Source organism: Ruminococcus turbiniformis, from assembly GCF_020687545.1.
Lineage (GTDB): Bacteria > Bacillota > Clostridia > Lachnospirales > Lachnospiraceae > Mediterraneibacter > Mediterraneibacter turbiniformis.
In genome coordinates this window covers 18,550-38,621 of sequence record NZ_JAJEQX010000025.1, presented here as the reverse complement: position 1 = coordinate 38,621, position 20,072 = coordinate 18,550, and the positions used below count along the sequence as shown (strand labels likewise).

Here is a 20,072-nt window from a genome sequence, read left to right as displayed (position 1 = left end):
AAAGGACGTTGAGTCATGAAGAAAAGCAAAGGGATATTGAGCCTGATTCTTGTGGCTGCCGTCATGGTTCTTCTGGGAGTGACTACGATTCACGGACTGGACTCTGACGGGATGGGAGCTGCCAGAAATATCAATCTGGGTCTGGACCTGGAGGGCGGTGTCAGCATCACCTATCAGGTCAAAGGAGAGACGCCTTCCCAGGAGGATATGGATGACACAGTATACAAGATGCAGAGGCGTGTGGAGCAGTACAGCACGGAAGCACAGGCGTATCAGGAAGGGGACAACCGCATCAGCATTGAGATTCCGGGTATCCAGGACGCCAATGAGATACTGAAGGATCTGGGACAGCCGGGATCTCTGTATTTTATCAAACATTACGGAAGTGATGATACAGAGAACTATGCGATCAATGCAGACGGGACAGCCTATGAGCTGACGAAGACAATCGAAGAGCTTCAGGAAGACGGCTCGATCGTACTGTCCGGTTCCGACGTGGCGAATGCCAGCGCGGGAACGTACAGCGATCAGAATACCGGCGCGGCTCAGTACGTGGTGGAACTTACCTTTAACGATGAGGGAACGGAAAAGTTTGCCGACGCCACACAGGAAGCCTACGACAACGGGGAAGACAGCATCGCCATCTATTACGACGGAGAGCTGATCAGCGTTCCGAATGTGGAGGAGCCGATCGGAAACGGACAGGCTCAGATTACGGGAATGTCCAGCTTTGAAGAGGCGGACAACCTGGCGTCCACCATCCGTGTGGGCGGACTGAACGTAGAGCTCGAGGAGATCAGCTCCAGAGTCGTAGGTGCGCAGTTGGGTGAGGAAGCCGTCAGCACGAGCCTTCTGGCAGGCGCCATCGGTCTTGTGATCGTCTGCGTGTTTATGTGCTTTGTGTATCTGCTTCCGGGTCTGGCAGCCAGCATTGCCCTTGTGTTCTACACGGGACTGATTCTGGTGCTCTTAAATGCGTTTGACATTACACTGACCCTGCCGGGTATTGCAGGTATCATCCTGGGTATTGGAATGGCCGTGGATGCCAATGTGATTATTTTTGCCCGTGTGAAGGAGGAACTTTCCGCGGGACATACGGTGAGAAGCTCTCTGAATGCCGGATTCCACAAGGCCATGTCCGCCATCATCGACGGAAATGTGACTACTCTCATTGCGGCGGCAGTACTGTGGCTCAGAGGAAGCGGCAGCGTCCGCGGATTCGCGCAGACACTTGCGCTTGGTATCGTAGTGTCCATGTTTACTGCTCTTGTGATTACAAGAGTGATCATCTATTCTATCTATGCAGTCGGCATCCGAAGTGAAAAGCTGTACGGAAGGAAAAAGGCGGCGAGAAAGCCGATCGATTTCCTCGGAAAAAGGAAAGCGTTTTTTGTTATATCAATTGTGATGTGCCTGAGCGGATTTGTGTTCATGGGAGTGAACCACGCACGGGGGATCGGCGCCATGAATTACGCCCTCGACTTTGTGGGAGGAACTTCCACTACCGTGGCGTTTGACCAGGCATACACACTGGATGAAGTCGACAGCGAGATGATTCCGGATCTGGAAGAGATCACCGGCGACAACAATATCCAGGTGCAGACAGTGGAAGCGTCGAACGAAGTTGTATTTAAGACACAGACGCTTGATCTGGAGGAACGTGAGGCATTCAGTCAGTATATGACAGAGAATTATAATGTGACAGGGGAGATTACCTATGAGAATATCAGTTCTACTGTAAGCTCTGAAATGCGCATGGACGCAGTTGTGGCAGTCGTCATCGCTACGATCTGCATGCTTCTGTATATCTGGTTCCGGTTTAAGGACATCCGGTTTGCTACCAGCGCGGTTATCGCACTTGTACATGATGTGCTTGTAGTCCTTGCGTTTTATGTGATTGCGAGAGTGTCTGTGGGAAGTACATTTATCGCATGTATGCTGACGATTGTCGGTTACTCGATCAATGCGACGATCGTCATCTTCGACCGTATTCGCGAGGAGCTGAAGGTGAAGGCCAGAGATGAGTCGCTGAAGACGCTTGTCGACCGGTGCATCACTCAGACACTGACGAGAAGCATTTACACAAACCTGACAACGTTTATCATGGTTGTGTTCCTCTATGTGCTTGGAGTAAGCTCGATCAAAGAGTTCGCGGCGCCGCTGATGGTAGGTATTGCCTGCGGAGCCTACACATCGGTGTGCATTACAGGAGCTCTGTGGTATGTGATGAAGATCCGGACAGATGCGGCTGCAAGAGAGACAGAGATGGCTCTTCTTAGCGCGGAGTCCGGAAACGGTGTTTCTGCCGGCAGCGCGGGGAACAGCGTGAAGAAAAACAGGAAAAACAAAAAGAAGAGAAAGTAATAAATAAAAAACGACATATGAGATATCCGGAAACCCGGCTCTGCCAGAAGACGCAGAAGCCGGGTTTTTGTACAGGCGACGAGCTAAAGCCCGGTCTTGCCCGGGCCATAAGTCTGGCGAAGTGAGATTTGTATGGCGGGGAAGTCTCCCGCGTGATATGATATCAGAAGTGAGACAATACGGGCCTGATGAGTCCGGAAGGGGCGTAAGGAGCAGGAAGCCCCGGGAGGTACAGAAGAGATGGAACGATGGTTTATCACCATGAAAAAAGCGGATTTTAATCAGATAGCGGAGAAGTACCACATTTCTCCGATTCTTGCGCGGCTTATCCGGAACCGGGATGTGATCGGGGAGGAGGCCATTGACCTTTATTTAAACGGCACGATCGCGGATCTCTGCGACGGAATGCTTATGCGCGATATGGACCGTGCCGTTGAGATTCTTGTCGAGAAGATCAGGGAAGAAAAGCGCATCCGTGTGATCGGAGACTATGACATAGACGGGGTGAACGCCACGTACATTCTGCAGAGAGGACTCACGGAGCTTGGCGCGGACGTGGATACGGATATTCCGGACCGGATCAGGGACGGATACGGGCTGAACATCGATCTGATCGACCGCGCTCTTGACGACGGAATCGATACGATCATTACCTGCGACAACGGAATCGCGGCGGCGGACGAGATCGCCTATGGAAAGAAGAACGGGCTTACCGTGATCGTGACGGACCATCATCAGGTTCCCTTCATAGAAGAAGACGGAGAGCGGGAGTACCTTCTTCCCCCGGCGGACGCCGTAGTAGATCCGCACCAGCCGGGATGTGACTATCCTTTTAAAGGGCTGTGCGGAGCTGCGGTGGCGTATAAGCTCATCGAGGCGCTGTGCAATGTCATGCAGAGAGATCCGGAAGACCTGGATGATCTGATGGAAAACGTGGCCATCGCCACAGTAGGCGACGTGATGGATTTAAACGGGGAGAACCGGATCTTTGTAAAGCAGGGGCTTGAGATGCTCAAAAGGACGAAAAACCCCGGATTAAAGGCGCTGATCGAGTGTACGGGAGTGGATGTGGAGCGGCTGAACGCGTATCACATCGGTTTTGTCATCGGTCCGTGCATCAATGCCAGCGGCAGGCTGGACACGGCAAAGAGAGCGCTGGAACTTCTGAACGCGAAGACGCGCAGAGAGGCAGTGATGCTGGCGGAGGACTTAAAGGCGTTAAACGACAGCCGCAAGGAGATGACAGAACGGGGCGTGGAGGAAGCGGTGCAGATGATCGAGAGTACTTCGCTTAAGGGGGATCATGTGCTTGTTGTCTATCTTCCGGACTGTCATGAGAGCATCGCCGGCATTATCGCAGGGCGGATACGGGAGCGGTATTACAGGCCGGTTTTCGTGCTGACAAAGGCAGAGGACGGCGTGAAGGGCTCGGGACGCTCCATTGAGGCCTACGACATGTACGAGAATATGACGAAATGCAGAGAGCTTTTTACAAAGTATGGCGGACATAAACTGGCTGCCGGGCTGTCTCTGAAAGAGGAGAATGTGGATCTTTTCCGGAAGAGGATCAATGAGCTGGAAAACCTGAGCGAGGAAGATCTTCAGATGAAGGTGTCCATTGACATGCGGCTGCCCTTCCCCTATATCACAGAGAATCTTGTGGAGGAACTTGAGCTTCTGGAACCTTTTGGCAAGGGAAACACGAAGCCTCTGTTCGCGGAGAGAAACTTAAGAGTCATCAGCCCGAGGATATTCGGAAAAAACCGCAATGTCTTAAAATGCCGGCTGCAGGACGAACAGGGAAACCAGATGGAGGCGGTTTATTTCGGGGATGTGCAGGCGTGCCTGCAGGCGATGGAAGAGCATCCGGTCATGTCCTTTACCTATTATCCGTCTGTCAATGAATATATGGGGCGGAGGACGCTGCAGCTTACAATCGTGAATTATTTGCCGGTTCAGCCGTAAAGCTGCCTGCCGCTATATATGCAAAGAAGCGGCAAGGATGCAGTAAGTATGTAAGTACGGTCTGGCGAATGGTGAGGGCCGAACGGATACGGAATTATCATAGCCTTGCAGAAAAATGTTTGAAAAACAGGAAAATAATGATATACTAGAATATCATGATATCAGAAAAACATAAGGCGCATCGGATGCGCGGCGCCATACAGTAAAGAAAATTCAGAGAAAAGGGGGAGATAATATGGCTGGGACGCTTGAATATGAACAGCTCAACAAGAATTTGGAAATTGTGGACGGCCATGCAGTGAAAGCACCCGAGGATTATCAGGACCCCGAAGAACTTTACCAGGCACTGGTCGCCAGAGTGAGAAAATACCACCCTTCCACAGATATCTCGATGATCGAGAAGGCATATAAGACCGGCCGCGAAGCGCACAAAGACCAGGTCAGAAAGTCCGGCGAACCGTATATCATCCATCCGCTCTGGGTGGGGATTATTCTCGCGGATCTGGAGATGGATAAAGAGACCATTGTCGCGGGTATGCTTCACGACGCGGTGGAAGATACAGATATGACGCTCGAGGATGTCACAAGAGAGTTCGGAGAGGAAGTTGCCCTCCTTGTGGACGGCGTGACAAAACTCGGCCAGCTCAGTTACGCGCAGGATAAGCTGGAAGTGCAGGCGGAGAATTTAAGAAAGATGTTCCTCGCCATGGCAAAGGACATCCGCGTCATTATCATCAAGCTGGCGGACCGGCTTCACAACATGCGTACGCTGGAGTTTATGACGCCGGCGAAGCAGCAGGAGAAAGCAAGAGAGACGATGGACATCTACGCGCCCATCGCCCAGCGGCTCGGTATATCCAAGATCAAGACAGAGCTTGACGACCTGTCGCTCAAATACTGGAAGCCGGACGTGTACTATCAGCTTGTTCACGACCTGAACGAGAGGAAGACCGAGAGGGAGGAATTTGTTCAGCAGATCGTGGCGGAAGTGTCGAAACATATGAAAAACGCACATATCAGTGCGAAGGTTTACGGCCGCGTGAAGCACTTTTTCAGCATATACAAAAAGATGGTGAATCAGAACAAGACGCTGGATCAGGTGTACGATCTGTTCGCCGTGAGGATCATCGTGGACACGGTGAAAGACTGCTACGCGGCGCTTGGCGTGATTCACGAGATGTACACCCCGATTCCGGGGCGTTTTAAAGACTATATCGCCATGCCGAAACCGAACATGTACCAGTCGCTTCACACGACGCTTATGGGGCCGTCGGGACAGCCTTTTGAGATACAGATCCGCACGGAAGAGATGCACAAAACGGCGGAATACGGTATCGCGGCCCACTGGAAATACAAGGAGGGCGCGGATGCGGCGAAGAGCATGGAGGCTCAGGAGGCGAAGCTGAACTGGCTCAGACAGATTCTGGAATGGCAGAGAGACATGTCGGATAACCGGGAGTTTTTAAGTCTGTTGAAGGGCGATCTGGATCTGTTTGCGGAGGACGTCTACTGCTTCACTCCAAACGGGGATGTGAAAAACCTGCCGAACGGTTCCACACCTGTGGATTTCGCCTATGCCATTCACAGCGCCGTCGGAAACAAGATGGTGGGCGCCCGGGTAAACGGCAAGCTTGTCAACATTGACTATAAGATACAGAACGGGGACAGAATCGAGATTCTGACGTCCCAGAACTCCAAGGGACCAAGCCGTGACTGGCTCAATATCGTCAAGAGCACGCAGGCGAAGAATAAGATCAACCAGTGGTTTAAAAAGGAGTTTAAAGAGGACAATATCATACGGGGCAAAGAGCTGATCATGTCATACTGCCGCGGAAAATCCATCAACCTGACGGATATCCTGAAACCGAAATACCAGCAGGTTGTGCAGAAGAAATACGGATTCCGCGACTGGGACGCAGTTCTTGCAGCGATCGGCCACGGCGGCTTAAAGGAAGGCCAGGTGGTGAACCGGCTTCTGGAAGAGCATGAGAAAGAACACAGAAAAGAGATTACGGATGAGAGTATTCTTGAGAAAATCTCGGAGGCCAACAGCCGGACAGTCCACATTGCCAAGTCAAAGAGCGGCATCGTGGTCAAAGGGATCAATGATATGGCGGTGCGCTTTTCCAAGTGCTGCAATCCGGTGCCGGGAGATGAGATTGTCGGCTTTGTTACACGGGGGCGCGGCATGTCCATCCACCGGACAGACTGCATCAATATGCTGCATCTCTCGGATGCGGAGAGGGAACGCCTGATCGACGCGGAGTGGGAAGATACCTCCGAGACAGAAGGCGGCGGACAGTATCTCGCGGAGCTTAAGATGTATGCGTCCGACAGGCAGGGCCTTCTGATGGATATCAGCAGGATCTTCACAGAGGCAAAGATCGATGTGAAGTCCATGAATGTCCGCACGAGCAAGAAGGGAACCGCGACGATCGATATGGGCTTTATTGTCCAGGGACGGGATGAGCTGAACAGTGTGATTGAGAAGCTCCGGCAGCTTGAGAGCGTGATCGACATCGAGAGAACGACAGGATAAGCGCGCAAAACGCGGCGAAACTTAAGGAGACAGACAGTGATGAAGATTGAGACAGTAGTGGTCGGCCCGGTGGGGACGAACTGCTATATTGTGAAGAATAAAGAGAAAAAGGAATGCTTCCTTGTAGATCCGGGCGCGTGGCGGACGGATCTGAAGGAGCGTATTGAAGACGGCGGATATACTCCGCAGGCCGTGCTTCTGACCCACGGACATTTTGACCATATCATGGGGCTTAATGAAGTGAAGAGAGAATACGGCGTTCCGGTGTATGCGCTGGAGAAAGAACTGCCGATGCTTGCGGACGCAGGACTTAACTCTTCGGGCTCCCTGCTCAGACGGCCTTTTACATTTGAAGACGCGCAGGGGCTTCGGGACGGGCAGGAGATTGAGATTGCCGGTCTGAAAATCCGCGTGCTTGCAACGCCGGGGCATACCTCCGGCGGGTGCTGCTATTATCTCCCGGAGGAGAAGGTGCTCTTTTCCGGAGACACGCTGTTTCACGCGTCAGTGGGACGGACAGATCTTCCGACAGGCAGCATGAGCGAACTGGTGCGCTCCGTAAAGGAAACGCTCTTTGCTCTTCCGGATGAGACAAAAGTATATCCGGGACATATGGACGAGACGAGTATCGGATATGAGAAAAAGTACAACCCCTTTCTGTGATGCGCGGGAGTGTGTTATTGCAGAAGCGGCGCGGCTCTCTCCTGTCCTGCAGCCACAGGGAGACCCGCACAGTCAGGAAAAAGAAAGCATGGGACATAAGCGATGATTGAGACGTCGTGCAGAAAAAACAAATACACATATAACGTATATCATATTGTAAAATCATTCTTTCCGGGGGAAGAGATCATACAGCATGTGGACGAAAAGCAGGAACCTCTCGTGGCAGTAAAGATGCCGGGAGGGTCTTGCTTTTCCATTGCGTCTGCGGATGTGGAGAGGACATTTGAGCAGAGCTTTGCCACAGAGGAGGAAAAGGAGCAGGCTGTAAAGCGGGAAGTGACAAGGCAGCTGTATCAGTTCCTCTGTGAGAGTACGGGCCAGGAGCTTGCCTGGGGGACGCTCACCGGCGTGCGGCCTACGAAGATTCCGATGGAGCAGCTGGAGATGGGCGCCACAGAGGAGGAAGCCGCCCGTCATATGAGGGAGAAATATCTTGTCAGTGAGAGTAAGGCGAAGCTTGCCTCCGAGGTGGCGGCGCGGGAGATGAACCTTCTCTCCCGCCTTGACTGCGAGAAGGGATTCAGTCTTTACGCGGGAATCCCGTTCTGCCCAAGCGTGTGTTCCTACTGTTCGTTCAGTTCCTCGCCCATCGGGCAGTGGAAAGACCGGGTGGACAGATATATGGACGCGCTTGTGAAAGAGCTTGCGGCGATGGGGAAGAGCGCCCGCCTGTCCGGAAGACGGCCGGATACGGTCTACATTGGCGGCGGGACGCCGACCACGCTTGAGCCGGAGCAGCTGGAATGGCTGCTGGGGGCAATCGCGGAGAACTTTGACCTGTCCGGAGTGCTGGAGTTTACTGTGGAGGCGGGAAGGCCGGACAGTATCACGAGGGAGAAACTCGATGTAATCCGGAAGTATCCTGTCACGAGGATCTCCGTCAACCCGCAGACGATGCAGCAGAAGACGCTGGATCTGGTGGGGCGCAGGCACACGGCTGCGCAGACGGAGGAAGCTTTCTATCTGGCGAGAGAACGCGGGTTTGACAATATCAATATGGATCTGATCGCCGGACTTCCCGGGGAGACTGTGGACGACATGAAGAATACGCTGAGCCGGATTCATAAGATGCGGCCGGACAGCCTTACTGTCCATGCGCTTGCCATCAAGCGGGCGGCAAGGTTCGGTCAGGAGGGACGCACGGCGGATCTCCAAGCGGAGATTACGGCTATGGTGGATGAGGCATATGCGTGTGCCCGCCAGATGGGACTTGTGCCCTATTACCTGTACCGGCAGAAAAATATTGCCGGGAATTTTGAAAATGTGGGATACGCAGAACTTGACAAAGCCGGAATATACAATATACTGATTATGGAAGAAAAACAGACGATCCTCGCGGCGGGGGCCGGGGCATCAACAAAGATACTGCTTGATGAACCGATCCGGCTTGAGGGCGGAAAAGAAGTCAATCTGGTCCGGGCGGAAAACGTGAAAAATATCAGTGAGTACATCAGCCGGATTGACGAGATGATAGAGAGAAAGCACCGCTGGGGCGTGGCATGATTCCGCAGCACCGCAGGAAGAGTGCTGCGGCGGATGAAGAAAGGAGTAAGAGTATGGCGCTGAAAAAGAAGCCGGTTACAGGCATGAAGGACATGATGCCTTCTGAGATGGAGGTCAGAGATTATGTCATCAGCCTGATCAAGGACACATATAAGACATTCGGGTTCTCGTCGATTGAGACGCCCTGTGTGGAGCACATTGAGAACCTTTGCAGCAAGCAGGGCGGAGATAATGAGAAACTGATTTTCAAAATACTCAAGAGAGGCGAGAAGCTGAAAATCGATGAGGCGAAAGAGGAGGCGGATCTTGTGGATGGAGGTCTGCGCTACGATCTGACGGTTCCCCTTTCCCGTTATTATTCCAACCACGCAAACGAGCTGCCGTCTCCGTTTAAGGCGCTCCAGATGGGAAATGTGTGGAGAGCGGACCGGCCCCAGAGAGGGCGTTTCCGTCAGTTTATGCAGTGCGATATCGACATTCTCGGCGAGCCTACGAATCTGGCGGAGATCGAGCTGATTCTGGCTACGACGACACTGCTTGGCAAGCTGGATTTCCACAACTTCACGATCCGCATCAATGACCGACGTTTCTTAAAGGCCATGGCGGCATACAGCGGATTCGAGGAGAAGGACTATGACAGCGTGTTCATTACACTCGACAAGATGGACAAGATCGGTCTGGACGGCGTTGCGGCAGAGTTAAAGGAGAACGGATATGCGCAGGAGTCGGTGGAAAAGTATCTTAAGCTTTTTGAAGAGATTACGGACGATGTGGAAGGCGTCCGTGCTTGTAAAGAGAAATTACAGGGCTATCTTGCGCCTGAAGCGGCGGATGCACTGGAAATGATCATCACTGTTGTGGAGCAGGAGAAAGAGGCGGATTTCCGTATGAAGTTTGATCCTACTCTTGTGCGCGGCATGTCCTACTATACGGGGACGATCTTCGAGATCTCCATGGACGAGTTCGGCGGCAGCGTGGGCGGCGGCGGACGCTACGACGAGATGATCGGAAAATTTACCGGACAGGATACGCCGGCAGTCGGATTTTCCATCGGATTTGAGCGTATCGTCATGCTGCTTTTGGAGCGCGGATACCAGGTGCCGACAAGCAGACCAAAGAAAGCATATCTTCTGGAGAAGAAGCTCTCTTCCGAGAAGCTTCTGGAAGTGCTCTCCCAGGCAAAGGCGGAGCGCGCTGCCGGAAATCAGGTAATGATTGTGAATATGAAGAAGAACAAGAAGTTCCAGAAGGAACAGCTTGCAGAACAGGGATATACAGAGATTACGGAGGTGTACAATGGCTGAATCAATGCAGGGACTTAAGAGAACCCACCGCTGCGGTGAGCTTTCCGCCGCAAATGCAGGCGAGAAAGTAACGGTTATGGGATGGGTGCAGAAAAACAGAAATAAGGGCGGACTTGTGTTCGTGGATGTCCGCGACCGTTCCGGCATCATCCAGGTTGTGTTTGAAGAGGGAAAGACGGACGCGGCGCTTCTTGAAAAGGCAGCGTCTCTGCGCTCGGAATATGTGGTTGCGGTTGCCGGGGAAGTGGCGATGCGCTCCGGAGCGGTCAATGACAAGATCGCGACAGGAGAGATCGAGGTGATCCCGAGTGAACTGCGCATTCTTTCCGAATCGCTGACTCCGCCGTTCCAGATCGAAGAAAACTCAAAGACAAAGGAAGAAGTCCGTTTAAAGTACCGCTATCTTGACCTCAGAAGACCGGATCTGCAGAGAAATATGGTGATGAAGAGCCAGGTTATGACATTCACGCGCCAGTTCTTTTCCGGGGAAGGATTCCTTGAAATAGAGACGCCCATGCTCGGAAAGACAACGCCGGAAGGCGCGCGGGATTACCTTGTGCCGAGCCGTATCCATCCGGGATGCTTCTATGGACTGCCCCAGTCTCCGCAGCTTTACAAACAGCTTCTGATGTGCTCCGGGTTTGACCGCTATATTCAGATCGCGAGATGCTTCCGCGACGAGGATCTGCGCGCGGACCGTCAGCCGGAGTTTACCCAGATCGATATGGAGCTCTCCTTTGTGGACGTGGACGACGTGATCGATGTAAATGAGAGATATCTGGCGAAACTGTTCAAGGAAGTGCTGAACGTGGATGTGCCGCTTCCGATCCAGAGAATGACATGGCAGGAGGCGATGGACCGCTTTGGTTCTGACAAGCCGGATCTGCGTTTCGGTATGGAGCTTGTTGATGTGACCGATACCGTGAAGGGATGCGGTTTCGGCGTCTTCACCGGCGCTATCGAAAACGGCGGAAGTGTGCGCGGCATCAATGCAAAAGGACAGGGGGCGATGCCGAGAAAGAAGATCGACAAGCTGACTGCCTTTGTGAAAGATTACGGCGCAAAAGGACTCGCCTATGCGGCGGTTCAGGAGGACGGTACGGTGAAATCCTCCTTCGCGAAATTCATGAGCGATGATGAGATGCAGAACCTGATTCGGGCCATGAATGCAGAGCCGGGCGACCTGCTTCTCTTCGCGGCGGACAGGAACAAAGTTGTGTGGGATTCGCTTGGAGCGCTTCGTGTGGAGCTGGCAAAGCAGCTTGATCTTCTGGACAAAAACGAGTACCGTTTCGTGTGGATTACCGAGTTCCCGCAGTTTGAGTGGAGCGATGAGCAGGGACGTTTCCTTGCCATGCACCATCCGTTTACAATGCCGATGGAAGAGGACCTGCCGCTTCTTGAGCAGGGCGAGCTCGGAAAAGTGCGCGCGAAAGCGTACGATATCGTGCTCAACGGAAACGAGATCGGAGGAGGAAGCGTCAGAATCCACCAGAACGACATTCAGGAGAAGATGTTCGAGGCGCTTGGATTTACGAAGGAGCAGGCGTACAGCCAGTTCGGTTTCCTGTTAGATGCATTCAAGTACGGAGTACCGCCGCACGCGGGACTGGCATACGGCCTTGACCGTCTCGTTATGCTGATGGCAAAACAGGACAGCATCCGCGATGTGATCGCATTCCCGAAGATCAAAGACGCATCCTGCCTTATGACTGAAGCTCCCACGCCGGCTGATGAAAAACAGCTGGAAGAGCTGGGACTTGAAGTAGCGGCAGAAGAAGAGAATCAGGAAGAACGTTAAGAATAGAATTAAGAAGAGTATTAATGAAAAGGCGTTCTATCAGACGGAAAAACAAAAGTCTGACAGGACGCCTTTTTAAGTTGTTTTCCGGTAATGGTTCCGGAGGTTATTCCATTGATTATTTTATGATTTATTCCATCTTCAGAACCTTGCAGTTCTTCTCCAGATCGTAATCCTTATGGATTCCGTCATCGTCGTAGAGCGTATATTCTGCACCTTCAAATCCGATCATGTTCAGGCGGGTACTGTCTACGTCAGCCACACACTCGGCTGCATCCGCCACAGGGATGCATTTCCCGGAGCGGACAAAGAGCGGGACTTCATTGAGTGCCACGTCAATGCGGTGGACTCCACGGCTGCGCATCTCTTCCGAGATGGTGCCGTCCGGAAGGAATTTTATAAATTTCATATCCTCCGGAAGATAGACGTAGCGGCCGTCTGCGTTCTGCTCATAGACAGGGGCGATCATGATCTCATTTCCGATCACGAGCTGGTCTTCGATGCGCCGCGCTGTCCGGTCATCCGGCCAGACGAAGGAGAGCGGCTTGAAATACATGTCGTCGGTGAGCGCCGCTTTCATGTACTCGCTGTACAGGTAAGGCAGCAGCCGGTATCTTACGCCGAGCACATGGCGGAAATCTTCCGTGTGCTCAAAGCGGTAGCACTCCTGCTCTCTTGTGCCCGCAGCCGCGTGGTCGCGCATCAGCGGAGTGAATACGCCAAGTGCCAGGAAGCGCAGCAGAAGATCTCTTGTCGTGTTATCCCCGAATCCGCCGAGATCTGCTCCGGCATAGAGGAAGCCGCACATATTAAGCGACGGCATCATCTTCAGATTGAGGAGAATGTGGGACCACCAGGATTTGTTGTCTCCGGTCCACACGCCGCCGTACCGGTGCATTCCGACGTAGGAGGAGCGGGAGAACATGAGGAAACGTTTTTCAGGATCGATGCGGTCAAATGCCTCCGAGGCAGCTCTTGTCATATTGAATCCGAACAGGTTGTGAACTTTGTCGTGGCGGACTTTTTTGTCTCCGATTCTGTGGAAGAACCGTCTGTAGTCTTCCTCGCTGTTGGCGATGGAAGCGAGCTTGTTCCCCATCTCCCACACGCCGGCTTCTCCGCCTGATTCTTCCGAAAAGCTGCGCGCCAGCTCTTTCGCCTCAGCAAGACCTTCTTTTGAGTAAAAGATGGCGGGTTCGTTCATATCGTTCCAGAACCCTTCGATTCCCTGATCTGTGAGAAAACGATATTTGTCCCCGAACCATTTCCGCGCCTCCGGGTTAAGCACATCCGGCAGGTGGGTATCACCTGGCCATACTGCCGCCACGAAATCGCTGCCGTCCTCTCTCTGGCAGAAATAGCGGTTTTTCACGCCCTCCTCGTATACGCTGTACCCGTCCTCGATCTTGACGCCTGCGTCGATGATCGGGATCAGCCGGATATTCCGGTCTTTCATTTCCTGTACAAATTCCGGAAAATCACGGAAATCATCGTTCAGAGTAAAGTCCTTGTAGGAATCCATGTAGTCGATATCCATATAGATCATATCCAGGGGGAGGTGTCGGTTGCGGTAGTTATCCGCCACTTCTCTGAAGTCATCCGGCGTTTTGTACCCCCACCGGCTCTGCCCGAAACCAAAGGCAAATTTCGGCGGAATATAGCTTCTGCCGATGATGCGGCGGAACTGTTTTACGATGTCGTATGGATCCGTGCCGTCTATAACGTACAGAGCGAGATCAGCCGAGTCGCAGAACACATCCAGAGTATCTGACTTGGTATAGCCGATATCAAAGGTGATTTTCCCCGGATAGTCAAAAAACAGGCCGAACGTCTGCGTGCCCGATACGATGAGAAAATTATGCGCGCCGTAAAGTGAATGTTTGTCCTCTGTGTGGTTCGGATCATCCGTGCACCAGCTTGTGTAGCAGTAGCCCCGTTTGTTGATGCCCCTGTTTGCTTCGCCCAGCCCGTATATAATATCGTCGTCTTCCATAATATAGCGGAAGCCAAACCCGTTTTCCGTGCAGAGTTCCCCGTATGCGGGAGAACCGTTTTCCACAGGAATATCGGCGGTGACTGCTTCCGTCTCAAATGGTGTTCCGTAAATAAATTTTCGTACCATGATGCTTCCTCCTTGTGAATCTGTGCATGCTGTTTTACGTGTAAAGCCCCTCCAGGAGTGCTTTTGCGGGGAGGGGCTGCGCTGTACACTGTATGAATTGTATTATAATGCTTTTTCAAAAGGAGGACTTGCATAATACTGCAAAAATATTGCAGAATCCTGCTATATTCCTTTCTTGAAAAGCCAGAAGGAATATCCGGCCGGAATCAGACAGCAGATAATTGCGATCGCAACCATGACGAGGAACACGGCGCTGTCCCCGGCAAATGTGCTGATGAAACCACTGACGGCAATGATAATGCCGCCCAGGACAAACATCTTGCCTGCCAGCCGGTGGGTGCGGTTCCAGTTTTCCTCGCTGTTGAGCGTCCAGGGAACTTTGATCCCCACGGTATAATTCTGCTGAAGCTTCGGCATGTAGTTGCCCAGCAGGATAAAGACGATTCCGATTACAAGGCAGAGGAAAACGCTCATATTAAGATCCGCGCCCAGGGCAATGACATAAGTGCTGCCGTTGGTAATGAGTGAGATGACGGGCACGATCCAGAGTGTCAGCATCATCGGTTTTCTGTGTATATTTTTCCTCTTCGGATCGGCAAGGACAACTGCGGCTGCGATCAGATGGATCACTGCCAGCATACACGGCAGGAAAAAGACGGCGTGCGCCTTGTCAGACCAGCCGTTGGCCTCCCCGTCTGCGCCCCAGTGGGTGGCGATGGTATCCGGCAGCCGGTCCCAGAGTATCAGGCCGATCACAATTGGAAGCAGAGTGATCAGCGTAGTGATAATAACAGTCTTTCCGTATGTTTTCACGTTTTTCATATTCAGGCATCTCCTTTCAGTTCTGACAGCCACACCATGAGCTCTTCCACAACTGTCAGATTCAGTTCGTAAAAAATGAAATTCTTTTCCCTGCTTTCGCGAACAAGATCCGCTTTCCTGAGAATTTTCAGGTGATAGGAGACCGTCGCCTGTGTCATGTCAAAGTGGCTGGCGATCTCTCCGGCAGACAGGCGTCCGTTTTTTAAAAGCTCAAGAATCTGCCTCCTTGCGGGATCGGAAAGCGCTTTGAATGTCTCTGCAAAACTCAATGAATCACTCCTTTGATCAGTATTTAGAAAAGTTTCTAAATACTGTATAGCACCAGTGGAGGCCGAAGTCAAGAGCTATTTAGAAAAAGATCTAAATAGTCAGACTGCAGACTGTGACAGACTGCGGTCTGACATGCTCCTTGTCTGAACGATTATGTGGATTTTGTGTGAAATAAAGGAAAATATTGAGTTTTTCTGTGAAGTGACGTATAATTAAGAATATTATTAACAATGGGGGGATTATATGCATGTGTATAAACAATAACATATTGGATGCCCTCATAACCGCCGGTCTCTCGGAGAACTGTGAGATAACAGAACAGACAGAGACTATGCTTGCAACTATGACTGAAAAGGACTGGACTGAATTGTGGCGTTGTGCAGAACTGCATCAGATATGGGGAGTCGTGTCAGCCGGTCTTGATAAATTCGGCGTGAAGGACATTCCGCGGGAGATTAGAGAAAAGTTTCAGAATGCAAAAATTCAGCTTTCGCTTCAATACTATACTCTGCTTTCATTTACTACATATGTACTTTCCCTTCTGAAGAATGCTGGTATCAGTGCATATGTCCTAAAGGGTATTTCACTAAATTCCCTGTATCCCTCGGAAGAAATGAGAAAACTTGCTGATGCGGATATCTATATTCCGGACAGAAAAGCGTTTGGACGGGCAGAATGCATATTAAGAGAGAAGGGATTTGAATCGGAAAAGGGACTGGCGGAGTTCCACAGCGGGTGGACGAAAAAAATGGGGAACAAGATATGCCTTCTTGAACTTCACTGGAGACCATGTGACTTCCTATCCGATTCAGCATCAGAAAAGGCCATAAGGGATATCTATTCGGAACTTTCATACAGACCGGACTGCTATCTGGCGGCCGGACAGAAGATTCCGGTCCTCCCACCTGCAGAAAATGCGCTTCAGCTGCTTCTTCATATGGCACAGCACTTTGTAAATGCAGGCTTTGGGTTGAGAATGCTGTGTGATTGGAGTGTATTCTGGAGAAAAAAAACCGGAGACGTTGAAACAGAGGTGTTCCTCAGATATCTTGAGGATACAGGGCTTACAGGGTTCGCATGGACGGTGACACAGCTGTGCGTCAGACATATGGGGCTTCCGTATAAATGCGTTCCATGGTTGGAAGAAATCAATGGAGAGGAATATAAAGGCAGCGAAGAGAAGCTGTACCGGGATATAATAGAAGGCGGAGAGTTCGGCAGGGGAGTAAACTCCCGAGTGGTAATTCTTAAAGGCAGTTCCAATATCCTGAAGTCTTATGTATATGAGGTGCACAGAGTGATGCGCAAGAGATTTCCGCGTCTCAGAAAACTTGTGATAGTCTGGCCGGTTCTCTGGACTGTGACGATCGCAATTTTTCTCCGGAATAACCGGGGGCTTGGAAGAGGAAAAACTTCGGATGTGATTAAAAGTGCAAAGCAGCGAAATGCTTTGATGAAACAGATGAAAATGTTTGAATAAAAGGAAGATTGCACAAGTGAATGTATTAATCGTTGGGGGCTACGGTATATTTACCAGTCAGTTGATCGAAAAATTCAATAAAGAAGGATGGGAAGTCTATCTGCTTACGGGCAGTAAAAATCCGACAAGACGGCATCCATATGTTTTTGAGCAGTATGACTTTACATATGATACGGACAGTATTAAGGAGATTATAGACAGTGCAGCTCCTGATATTATCCTTTTTACGGGTGCATATGACAGCAATTTGAGCAGCGGAAAGACAAGAAGAGAGTCTATGTACTATATGTCAAGCCTTGTTAACGTACTTATGGCTGCACAGATGCTCGGCGTTCCAAGATTTGTGTATATTTCTTCTCATGAGGTATATGAGGAGAGCTATGCGTCTCCGGTAGCTGAGGGACAGTCCACCTCACCGGTATCGACAAAAGGAATGCTGGTAACACAGGGGGAGAATCTTGTGATCAGATATGGCGAGACGACAAATATGGATACGGTTGTTTTGAGGCTTGATCATATGTACTGGCTTCCGCGAAACCGCAAAGAGGTGACTGAGGTACATGCACAGCTCTGCTTAAGTGCTTTGAGAAACCGTAAGATTCCCGCTTCAGAGAAGCATATTTTCTCATCTGTGTATATTGCAGATGCTGTTTATGCAATTTTTGAGATTATTAAGAAGGGAGAGCACCGACACAGCGTTTATCAGATCACGACTTCTGAAGAAGAAAATGAAATTGAAATTGCACGTATTATTAAAGAAACATCGTCCAGAAAAGTGACGGTCAAAGACAATACAATCGGTCTCACACAGAAAAATATTATGTCCGGAGAGCGAGTAAAAGAAGAATTTGGAATTGAGACCCGCTTCAGCTACGGCGAGAGAGTCCGCAGGATGATGGAATATATGGACAAAAACAGAAATGATTTTCTGAGGCGTGAAGAGCGGGAAGGAAATTGGTTCCAACGGCTGTTCCGCCGGTTTGAGAAAACATTTTTTGCGGTTCTGCCGTTTATAGAAAACTTTGTATGTTTTATCATTGTATTTCTTATCAATAACCGTACGGCGGACAGTGAATATTTTCGGCGTATTGATATCTTTTTGCTGTATGTTGTTTTGTTTGCCGTGTTTTTTGGAAAAAGGCAGGCGATTGTATCAGCGTTTTTCAGTACACTAGGATTTATTTACCGGCAGGCATATTACAGAACAGCAATTGAAGTTCTGGTGGATTATAACATCTATATATGGACGGCTCAGCTCTTTATCGTCGGAATGGCGGTCGGCCATCTCCGGGATACATTGAAGATTATAACGGATGACAAGGACGAGGAGATTGCATTTCTGTCCGGTCAGCTGGATGATATTTATGATATCAACAGCAGTAATCTGAAAGTCAAGAATATACTGGAGGACCATATTGTATCCTATGACGACAGCCTCGGTGTTCTGCAAAATCTGACGGCAAGTCTGGAACAGCTGAATCCAGGAGAGGCAATGTATCAGGCTGCAGGAGTGCTCTGCCAGGTGCTTGAGACAGAAGATGCAGCAATTTACAAAGTGTCAAATGCAGATTTCTGCCGTCTCCTTGTGGCTACCACAGAGGATGCAAGACAGCTCGGCAAATCTCTTAAATATTCCGAACAGACAGAGCTGTCAGAGAGTCTTGCCAGAAATGAAGTTTACGTCAACCGTTCGCTTAAGAAGGAAATGCCGGTTCTGGCCTATGGCCTGCGGCACGGGGATGAACTGGAATATATCCTGATGGTGTGGAATCTCCCGTTTGAAAAGATATCTCTTCATCAGATGAATCTTTTAAAGGTTGTTGGATATATGATCCAGAATGCTATTACACGTTCAGATGTTTATATGGAGGCTCTCAGTGATAAACGATATCTGCCGGAAACAAGTATTCTGAATGAAGAGGCGTTTGAGGAAGAAGTAAAGATGAGCATGGAAATCAGTAAACATGATTATGCAGAGTCTGCACTGATTTGTATCCAGTCTGCAGGAACAGTTGATGTGCTGCAGAAGAATGAAAAGGAATTGAAACACTACAATGAGATTCTGCTAAAGAACCTTCGCGAAACGGACAGTATCGGAGTGGGGAAAGACGGGTACATCTATATTCTTCTTGCCAACTCCAATGCGCAGGAGGCACATATTGTTATACGCCGTTTCGCTTCGCAGGGAGTTGTATGCAGTCTGAAAGAGAGTATGTGATATGCAGCTTGCACTACTGATTATTATTCTGATTATCAATCTGATTATTGCCATTGTCTATCTGCTGTGGGGAATTCTTCATCTGAAGAATAAGGAGAAAGATAGAGGACATAGGGCAAAGTATTTTATGGCGGCATTTGTGATGATTGTATGCCCTGTAATAGGTCCGTTGTTTATGGGATTTTCTCATATTCTGTACATCATTTTTGCAAAGAGGGATGTGGATATGTCGGATGTTTCATTCAGCAGAGCAAAGATGAAGAACTATACCCCCGCAGATATAGAGCGGGATATTAATATAGCGCCCATGCAGGAGACGCTGCTGGTCAGTGATGTCAGAAGAAGGAGAAAACTTCTTCTGGATGTGCTGAAGAAAGATATCAGGAGATCTCTTGGGGCGATTGCAATTGCGCTTGACAATCCTGATTCAGAGACGTCCCACTATGCCGCATCTGTGATCATGGATGTGCTGTCAGAGTTCAGAGGAAATGTACAGAATATGCATTCAAAGCTTAAGGCGGATCCGGAAGACTTTGATCTGGGAAGTCTGCTGCTTGAATATATCCACGAAGTGCTCTGTCAGAATATTCTCACGGGCGATGAAAAACGGGCCTATATCTACATGGAAGATGAGATCGGAGATATCCTTTTCCGATATCATCCGGAACGTGTGGAGGGACAGCAGTACAGATGGCTTATGGAAGATCTGATTGATATCGAAGAATATCCTGTGGCGGAAAAATGGTCCCGCCGGGGAATGAAAAACAGAGATTACCAGCTGGATACTTATATAGGAAGCCTGAAGTATTATTTTTCATACAATGACAGAGAGGGTTTTTTCAGATGTATGGAACAGCTTAAAAAGTCGGGTATCGTCGTCAATAAGGAAACGATGGAGCTGATCAGACTGTTCCAGGGATAAAAACAGCAATAAAGCAGGACAATACAGGAGGCAGAAAAA

The 20,072-nt window shown here is 50.3% G+C and carries 13 protein-coding genes; 10 read left to right on the top strand and 3 right to left on the bottom strand.

Features of this window, described 5'->3' with window-relative positions; genetic code table 11:
- The first annotated feature begins 15 nt into the window (after positions 1-15).
- From secD to aspS, 7 genes are all read left to right on the top strand, one after another.
- On the top strand, positions 16-2,364 hold the full coding sequence (gene secD, locus LKD70_RS13070; RefSeq protein ID WP_227708411.1) for a protein translocase subunit SecD: 2,349 nt from the start codon (positions 16-18) through the stop codon (positions 2,362-2,364).
- Positions 2,365-2,604: 240 nt separating this feature from the next.
- Positions 2,605-4,329 carry a single-stranded-DNA-specific exonuclease RecJ gene (gene recJ / locus LKD70_RS13065; protein WP_227708410.1) on the top strand — a complete coding sequence of 575 codons (1,725 nt, stop codon included), beginning with the start codon at positions 2,605-2,607 and terminating at the stop codon, positions 4,327-4,329.
- A gap of 235 nt (positions 4,330-4,564) precedes the next feature.
- Positions 4,565-6,868, top strand: a complete 2,304-nt coding sequence (locus LKD70_RS13060; protein ID WP_227708409.1) for a RelA/SpoT family protein — start codon at positions 4,565-4,567, stop codon at positions 6,866-6,868.
- A 39-nt stretch (positions 6,869-6,907) separates the two neighbouring features.
- Positions 6,908-7,531 carry an MBL fold metallo-hydrolase gene (locus LKD70_RS13055; protein WP_227708408.1) on the top strand — a complete coding sequence of 208 codons (624 nt, stop codon included), beginning with the start codon at positions 6,908-6,910 and terminating at the stop codon, positions 7,529-7,531.
- Between the two features lie 102 nt (positions 7,532-7,633).
- Positions 7,634-9,094, top strand: coding sequence for a coproporphyrinogen dehydrogenase HemZ (gene hemZ / locus LKD70_RS13050; RefSeq protein ID WP_227708407.1), 1,461 nt, complete (start codon positions 7,634-7,636; stop codon positions 9,092-9,094).
- 53 nt (positions 9,095-9,147) lie between these two features.
- Positions 9,148-10,398: a histidine--tRNA ligase gene (hisS, locus tag LKD70_RS13045; protein ID WP_227708406.1), complete on the top strand. Its 1,251-nt coding sequence runs from the start codon at positions 9,148-9,150 to the stop codon at positions 10,396-10,398.
- Positions 10,391-12,199 carry an aspartate--tRNA ligase gene (gene aspS, locus LKD70_RS13040; protein WP_227708405.1) on the top strand — a complete coding sequence of 603 codons (1,809 nt, stop codon included), beginning with the start codon at positions 10,391-10,393 and terminating at the stop codon, positions 12,197-12,199. Before hisS ends, aspS begins: the two co-directional genes overlap by 8 nt.
- Positions 12,200-12,329: 130 nt before the next feature.
- Here the strand turns inward: aspS and LKD70_RS13035 are convergent, their stop codons facing one another.
- From LKD70_RS13035 to LKD70_RS13025, 3 genes are all read right to left on the bottom strand, one after another.
- A complete protein-coding gene (locus LKD70_RS13035) occupies positions 12,330-14,321 on the bottom strand; it encodes a glycoside hydrolase family 31 protein (RefSeq protein WP_227708404.1) in 1,992 nt (663 codons plus the stop codon).
- A 162-nt stretch (positions 14,322-14,483) separates the two neighbouring features.
- The gene (locus tag LKD70_RS13030; RefSeq protein WP_227708403.1) at positions 14,484-15,143 is read right to left on the bottom strand and encodes an SdpI family protein; all 660 of its coding nucleotides are present in this window, start codon (positions 15,141-15,143) and stop codon (positions 14,484-14,486) included.
- 2 nt (positions 15,144-15,145) lie between these two features.
- Complete coding sequence (locus tag LKD70_RS13025; protein ID WP_227708402.1) at positions 15,146-15,412, bottom strand: autorepressor SdpR family transcription factor; 267 nt, start codon at positions 15,410-15,412, stop codon at positions 15,146-15,148.
- 248 nt (positions 15,413-15,660) lie between these two features.
- Here LKD70_RS13025 and LKD70_RS13020 point away from each other — a divergent pair, with 248 nt between their 5' ends.
- From LKD70_RS13020 to LKD70_RS13010, 3 genes are read left to right on the top strand one after another with little or no spacing between them, the layout of a single operon-like run.
- On the top strand, positions 15,661-16,893 hold the full coding sequence (locus LKD70_RS13020; RefSeq protein ID WP_320442606.1) for a nucleotidyltransferase domain-containing protein: 1,233 nt from the start codon (positions 15,661-15,663) through the stop codon (positions 16,891-16,893).
- A 16-nt stretch (positions 16,894-16,909) separates the two neighbouring features.
- Positions 16,910-19,111: an NAD-dependent epimerase/dehydratase family protein gene (locus LKD70_RS13015; RefSeq protein WP_227708401.1), complete on the top strand. Its 2,202-nt coding sequence runs from the start codon at positions 16,910-16,912 to the stop codon at positions 19,109-19,111.
- A 1-nt stretch (position 19,112) separates the two neighbouring features.
- The gene (locus LKD70_RS13010; protein ID WP_227708400.1) at positions 19,113-20,033 is read left to right on the top strand and encodes a hypothetical protein; all 921 of its coding nucleotides are present in this window, start codon (positions 19,113-19,115) and stop codon (positions 20,031-20,033) included.
- The last annotated feature ends 39 nt before the right edge of the window (positions 20,034-20,072 follow it).